The organism is Campylobacter sp. 2457A (assembly GCF_020135895.1).
GTDB lineage: Bacteria > Campylobacterota > Campylobacteria > Campylobacterales > Campylobacteraceae > Campylobacter_D > Campylobacter_D taeniopygiae.
In genome coordinates this window covers 1-5720 of record NZ_JACHTO010000040.1, presented here as the reverse complement: position 1 = coordinate 5720, position 5720 = coordinate 1, and the positions used below count along the sequence as shown (strand labels likewise).

Genomic DNA, 5720 nt, shown 5'->3' with positions numbered 1-5720 from the left:
ATAAGAAGGCTAAAAATTATGCAAGATATGGAAAATTAAACGATATTCAAAAGCAAACTTTTGAAAAACTAAACGAATTAAATATTGATTTTATAAATAAAAATATCGTTGATATAGGTTGTGGCACAGGTGTTTGGACTTTACATTTAGCACAAAAAGCAAAAAGCGTTTTAGGTGTGGATAACTCTAAGGCCATGCTTGAAATTTTGCAAGAAGATGCCTTAAAAAATAATACTAACAACGTTAAAACACTCCATTTAGATTTTGAAAGCTTTTATAAAGAAAATCAAGAAAAATTTGATATAGCGTTTTTGAGTATGTCTCCGGCTTTGCAAAATGAAAATGACTTTAAAGCTTTTTTAAATTTAGCCTCTCAAAAGATATATCTTGGTTGGGCTGATTATAGAAAAAGTGATTTTTTAGATCCTATATTTAAACATTTCAATACCGAATTTAAAGGTTTTTATAAAAAAGATTTAGAAAGTTTTTTGCTAGAAAAAAATATAAATTTTTATAAATTTGTATTTGATGAAGAAAGAGTAGTATATAGAAGTAAAGATGAGGCTATAGAAAATGCCTTATGGCATTTAAGTATGAATAATATTAAGACAAATAGAGAAAAAATAACAAAATTTATCAAATCAGATATTAAGGAAACAATAGTTTCTAAAATTAAACTTTTAGTTTTATGATCATAAAAATCATTTATAAATTTAATTTTAAATAATATTGAAAATCTTAAATATTTCGTTATAATTTCACTTTTTATAATTATTATTTAGGAGAATACATGGAATCTAATTCTATTTTAATGGCGATTTCAGATAAAATTCCATCTGAAGGTTTGCCACTTTTGCAAGATAAGCTTAAAAATGCTTCTGAAGAGAAAATCAATTCTCTCGCTACCTTACCTTTAAAAAATCATATTTTAGGTTTAGTTTTGGGACTATTTTTTGGTTACTTTGGTGTAGATCGTTTTTATAAAGGTGATAAAAATTTGGGTATTGCTAAACTTGCTGTTTTTATTTTAGGTGTTATAGGAAGTTTTTTTGTTATAGGCAGCCTTTTTCTAATTGTGCTATGGGTATGGTGTATAGCAGATTACTTTTTAGTATGGAAAGGAATCAAAAAAGATAATTTTGATAAAATTTTAAAAACATTGGATTAATGTTATTAACAAAACTAATTCTAAATTAGTTTTGTTTTAAATTTTAAGCTTTTTTCTGCCATGAAAGGCACTATATCGCCGTATTTTTGCGGTACTTGCCATTCTTGTTTTTCTAAATTTATGATTTTGTCTTTTTCAAATTTAAAATCATAAATTTTACAAGCATTATCTGAAATAAATTTTTGTAAATTTTTTTCATTTGAGTTTTTTTCAAAAAGTTCAGCCAAAATAGGTAAAATAACAGGTGCGCTAAAAACTCCAGCCGCGCAACCGCAACATTCTTTAGTATATAGTGGGTGTGGCGCACTATCGCTTCCAAACATAGCTTTTTCATATCCGCTAAAAGCAAGTTCGCAAAGCGCGTCTTTGTCTTCATAACGCTTAGCAATTGGTTTGCAAAATAAATGCGGATCCATTTTTCCACCCACAACATCATCTAAAGTGATCATTAAGTGATGTAAAGTTATAGTGGCGTATAAATTTTCATAATCTTTGAGTAGATCACATAAAACTTTAGTGGTAATGTGTTCCATGACTATTTTTAAATTTGGAAAATTTTGAGCTAATTTTTCATAAATTTTTGCAAAATTTGCTTCTCTGTCCATAACAAAATCATTGGTTTCGCCATGGATTAGCAAAGGTATATTTAACTCACTCATCGCATTTAGAGTGGGTTTTAAATTTTGTATATCAAAGCTTGAAATTCCATTGTCTGAATTTGTAGTAATGCCGGCAGGATAAAGTTTGATAGCAAAAATTTCATCTTTTGCATTTTCTAAAAATTTTTCATCATATTCTTTAAAAAATAAAGTCATCAAAGGGATAAAATCTTCATTTTTACAAGCTTTCATAATCCTTTGTTTATAGGCTTTTAAAGAATTTATATCTGTGATTGGAGTGATTAAATTTGGCATGATAACGCCAGCTTTAAAATCTTTTGCGCTAAATGGAGCTACTAAATCAAGCATTTTTCCATCGCGTAAATGCAAATGCATATCTAAAGGATTTTTTAGCGTCATTGTCTCTCCTTTTTATAAAAAAATAATTGCTTAAATTTATCAAAATATACAAAAAAGATAAATTAAATTATATTTCTTATTTGATATAAATTTGGTATAAACCATTTTTAAGACGCCTAAAAAGCTTCTTTTCTTCTAAAAATTTAAAAGTGGCAATGATGGTAGGTTTGCTAAGATTGAGTGTGTTTTGAATTTCACTAATTTTTATCATGATAAAGCCATTTTCATCGGCATTTTCGCATAAAAATTTTAAAAGTTCATAGCGTTTTTTCCCAAAAATACCACACATTAATTTTTCAAAATTCATATCAAGCCTACTAAGATAAGAATCCAAGCAAAAAGCGCCAAAATCACACTAAAAAAGACTCCAGCGCTTGCACAATCTTTGGCGATTTTTGCTTTTTGATGCCATTTATCGGTTATGAGATCTACGCAAGCTTCGATGGCTGAGTTAAAAGATTCTGCAATTAAGATTAAAATTAAAACCGCTATTAAAATGAGATGTTCTATCAAACTCACCTTTAAAAAAAAGCTGATTAAAATAGCAGGAATGATGATGCAAATTTCAATGCGAAAAGCCATCTCATTTTTAAATAAAGCCACGATCCCTTCTAAGGCGTATTTGGCATTATTGAAAATGTGGTATTTTGGTTTCATGGATTTTCCTTAAGTTTAGGATTAAATAAATCATAATTTGATTCATAAACACAAGTTTTTATATCAAAATAACCTAAAAGTGTGCTAAAAAGATTATCTTGAGAAAGCTTTAAATTTTTATGTTTTTTAGCCAAATTCATAAGTTTATTATCGTTACTCCAAAAAATCATAGGAATATGAGTTTGTGTGCTTGGTGCAAAAGCATAAGGCATACCGTGCAAATAAATTCCATCTTTGCCTAAACTTTCTCCATGATCAGAAAGATACAATAAAGAACTTTGAAAACCTTTTTTTTCTTTTAAAAGAGAGATAATACGGCTTAAGATATAATCTGTGTAAAGCAAGGTGTTATCATAAGTATTTACCAAAGCATCTTCACTGCATTTTGATAGATCATTTGTATCGCAAGTAGGATTAAATTTTTTAAATTCCTTAGGATAGCGTTTGTAATAAGCTGGGCCATGAGAGCCTTGCAAATGTAAAACAATAATATTTTGAGTGCTTAATTTGTTTAATTTGTTTTTTAATGGATCCAGCAAATCTTCATCATAAGTACTTGAGAGTTGAATTTTTTGTTTTAATCGATCGCAAACCCCTTTGCAACCTCCTGAATTATTATCTATCCAGCTAACATCGACACCGCTTTTATTGAGTATATCGATAACATTTTCTTGATATTCCTTATTTGAAAATTGAATTCGCTTTGAAACTGAAAACATGCAAGGTAAGCTAACAGCGGTTGCTGTTCCGCAAGAAGATACTTGAGTGAAAAACACAACATTGTTTTTTTTGGTATAAAAATTCGTATCATTTTTTGTGTAGCCATCAAGCGAGTAATTTGCCGCCCTTGCTGTTTCCCCCACCACTAAAACTAAAATTTTTTTAGTGTGATTATCATCCTTATAAGCGTCATTTTCTATAGCTTTAAATTGAGGTTTGGTTTGAACAAAGAGAGCATAATAACGATATAGGGCATAAATTTGATAAAAAGGAGTGTTATACATTCTTATTTCATTGTAATTTCTAGCAAAAGGAATAAAGGTTTTGCTAAGTGGCAAGAAAATCGCAAAAACAAAAAACAAGCCTAAAAAAATATTGATAAATTTAGTTTTAAGGTGAGATTTCATTGATTTGTAATCAATTTTGACTTTTATAATATAAATGATAAAAATTAAAGCCAAAATTAGAGTGATTATTAGCTTGAAATTGATCAAGTCTTCTACTTCTTTAACATCGGTTTGCATGGCATTTTGAATCATATTTGAATCGATAAGAATTCCATAAAAACTGATAAAATAAACACTTAAAAAAGATGCTAAAATAAAAAAGATTGAAAAAAATTTACTCAAATATTTGATAAAAATCAAAGAAAAAATAGTATGCACAAAACCAAAATATATTAAAATAAAGCTTAGAGTGATGAAAAAATTTTGAGAGCTTTTTTCATAAACAAAATGAAATAAATTAAAATTAAGTGCTACAATCAACAAAGAATTTAAAAGTGTGAATTGAAGCCAAGTGAGTTTAAACATTAAATTTGCCTTATGTATAGATTGTTTATTGTATAAAAGTTTGTTTAATCACCTGTAAAAAATTAATTTTTGTGCTATGATTTTGAAATTATTACTTTATTTAAGGAAGAAAATGAAACTATTGTCATGGAATGTCAATGGCTTAAGAGCAATTTGTGATAAAAATGCACTTGATTGGATAGAAAAAGAAAATATTGATTTTATAGGTTTTCAAGAGATTAAAGCCCATGAAGATAAATTTCCTAAAAGAATTTATGAATTTCCTTTTAAACATATGTATTCTAATTCCGCTAAAAGGGCGGGATATTCTGGTGTTATGAGTCTTTGCAATTTTGATTGTGAAGTAAAAAAATGTGAATTTTTTGATGATGATGAAGGTAGAGTTTTAGAGCATAGGTTTAAAAATGTAGTGCTTTTTAATATTTATTTTCCAAATGGACAAAAAGATGAAGAGCGTTTAAATTTTAAAATGAAATTTTATGCGGATTTTTTAGTCTATCTTAAAAAACTTTTAAATGAAGGTAAGGAAGTTATCATTTGTGGCGATGTCAATACGGCTCACCGCGAGATTGATTTAACGCACCCTAAGGCAAACGCAAATACTTCAGGTTTTTTGCCTATAGAAAGAGCTTGGATTGATGATTTGTTAAAGCTTGGTTTTTTGGATACTTTTAGAGAAATCAATGGAGATATTAAGGAAAAGTATTCGTGGTGGAGTTATAGAATGAAAGCAAGGGAAAGAAATGTTGGCTGGAGGATTGATTATTTTTTCATTTCTAATAATTTAAAAAGTAAATTGAAAAATGCTTTTATAAGGGATGATATTTTCGGATCAGATCATGCTCCAGTTGGTATAGAAATAGATATTTAATATCCTAAAAATTAGGATATTATTTTTTGATTAAATTTTTGGCTTTTTCCCAAAGTCTGATGCCTAATTTTTTTGCTTTTTTGGAATTTATATCTTTGTATTTTTCATTGGCAATATTTTCTAATTCATAAATTTCTTGCTTTAAGCGATAAAGTTTGCTTTGGGTTAGTCTATTAAAATCATTAATTGTTGGATTTTTCTTGATATCATTTAAAACTAAGATCAACTGCTCTCTACTTTCACTTGCAAGGCGTTTGAATTTGGCAAAAAGATTATCAAGTTCGTATTCGAGTAAATTTTCAACTATTTCTTTAGCAGGATTGCTTTGTTTTTTAACCTCTTTTTTTAAAAGTGCGATAAAATCATCCTCTATGCCGATTAATTCTTTACTTTTTAAATTAATATCTTCTTCAAAGGCTGCGTAGTTTAGCGAGGATTTAAATTTTTCCATAGCCAAAGAAATTCCATCTCGT

At 28.1% G+C, this 5720-nt stretch carries 7 protein-coding genes and 1 pseudogene; 3 read left to right on the top strand and 5 right to left on the bottom strand.

What is annotated here, in order from left to right; all coding sequences use genetic code 11:
* The coding region (locus H2280_RS07965) for a class I SAM-dependent methyltransferase (RefSeq protein ID WP_337216197.1) at nt 1–692 on the top strand (692 nt) is incomplete at its 5' end.
* Nucleotides 693–790: 98 nt separating this feature from the next.
* Nucleotides 791–1168: a TM2 domain-containing protein gene (locus H2280_RS07960; protein WP_137622809.1), complete on the top strand. Its 378-nt coding sequence runs from the start codon at nt 791–793 to the stop codon at nt 1166–1168.
* A gap of 20 nt (nt 1169–1188) precedes the next feature.
* Here the strand turns inward: H2280_RS07960 and pyrC are convergent, their stop codons facing one another.
* From pyrC to H2280_RS07940, 4 genes are all read right to left on the bottom strand, one after another.
* On the bottom strand, nt 1189–2187 hold the full coding sequence (pyrC, locus tag H2280_RS07955; protein WP_337216196.1) for a dihydroorotase: 999 nt from the start codon (nt 2185–2187) through the stop codon (nt 1189–1191).
* A gap of 76 nt (nt 2188–2263) precedes the next feature.
* Nucleotides 2264–2494 (bottom strand): replication/maintenance protein RepL, encoded by a 231-nt coding sequence (locus H2280_RS07950; RefSeq protein WP_337216195.1) that lies wholly within the window; start codon nt 2492–2494, stop codon nt 2264–2266.
* Nucleotides 2491–2844, bottom strand: coding sequence for a diacylglycerol kinase (locus tag H2280_RS07945; protein WP_337216194.1), 354 nt, complete (start codon nt 2842–2844; stop codon nt 2491–2493). The genes H2280_RS07950 and H2280_RS07945 overlap by 4 nt, the downstream gene beginning before the upstream one ends.
* Nucleotides 2841–4376: a phosphoethanolamine transferase gene (locus H2280_RS07940; RefSeq protein ID WP_337216193.1), complete on the bottom strand. Its 1536-nt coding sequence runs from the start codon at nt 4374–4376 to the stop codon at nt 2841–2843. Before H2280_RS07940 ends, H2280_RS07945 begins: the two co-directional genes overlap by 4 nt.
* Nucleotides 4377–4488: 112 nt before the next feature.
* Here H2280_RS07940 and H2280_RS07935 point away from each other — a divergent pair, with 112 nt between their 5' ends.
* Nucleotides 4489–5247: an exodeoxyribonuclease III gene (locus tag H2280_RS07935; protein ID WP_137624130.1), complete on the top strand. Its 759-nt coding sequence runs from the start codon at nt 4489–4491 to the stop codon at nt 5245–5247.
* Nucleotides 5248–5266: 19 nt separating this feature from the next.
* On the opposite strand, the pseudogene H2280_RS07930 reads toward H2280_RS07935, so the two are convergent.
* A pseudogene (locus tag H2280_RS07930) lies at nt 5267–5720 on the bottom strand (hypothetical protein); the annotation flags it as partial.

Excerpts from the sequence above, each read along its gene's own strand:
- H2280_RS07935 (WP_137624130.1), top strand. The coding sequence starts at position 4,489 with ATGAAACTATTGTCATGGAATGTCAATGGCTTAAGAGCAATTTGTGAT.
- H2280_RS07950 (WP_337216195.1), bottom strand. The coding sequence starts at position 2,494 with ATGAATTTTGAAAAATTAATGTGTGGTATTTTTGGGAAAAAACGCTAT.
- H2280_RS07940 (WP_337216193.1), bottom strand. The coding sequence starts at position 4,376 with ATGTTTAAACTCACTTGGCTTCAATTCACACTTTTAAATTCTTTGTTG.
- H2280_RS07945 (WP_337216194.1), bottom strand. The coding sequence starts at position 2,844 with ATGAAACCAAAATACCACATTTTCAATAATGCCAAATACGCCTTAGAA.
- H2280_RS07960 (WP_137622809.1), top strand. The coding sequence starts at position 791 with ATGGAATCTAATTCTATTTTAATGGCGATTTCAGATAAAATTCCATCT.
- pyrC (WP_337216196.1), bottom strand. The coding sequence starts at position 2,187 with ATGACGCTAAAAAATCCTTTAGATATGCATTTGCATTTACGCGATGGA.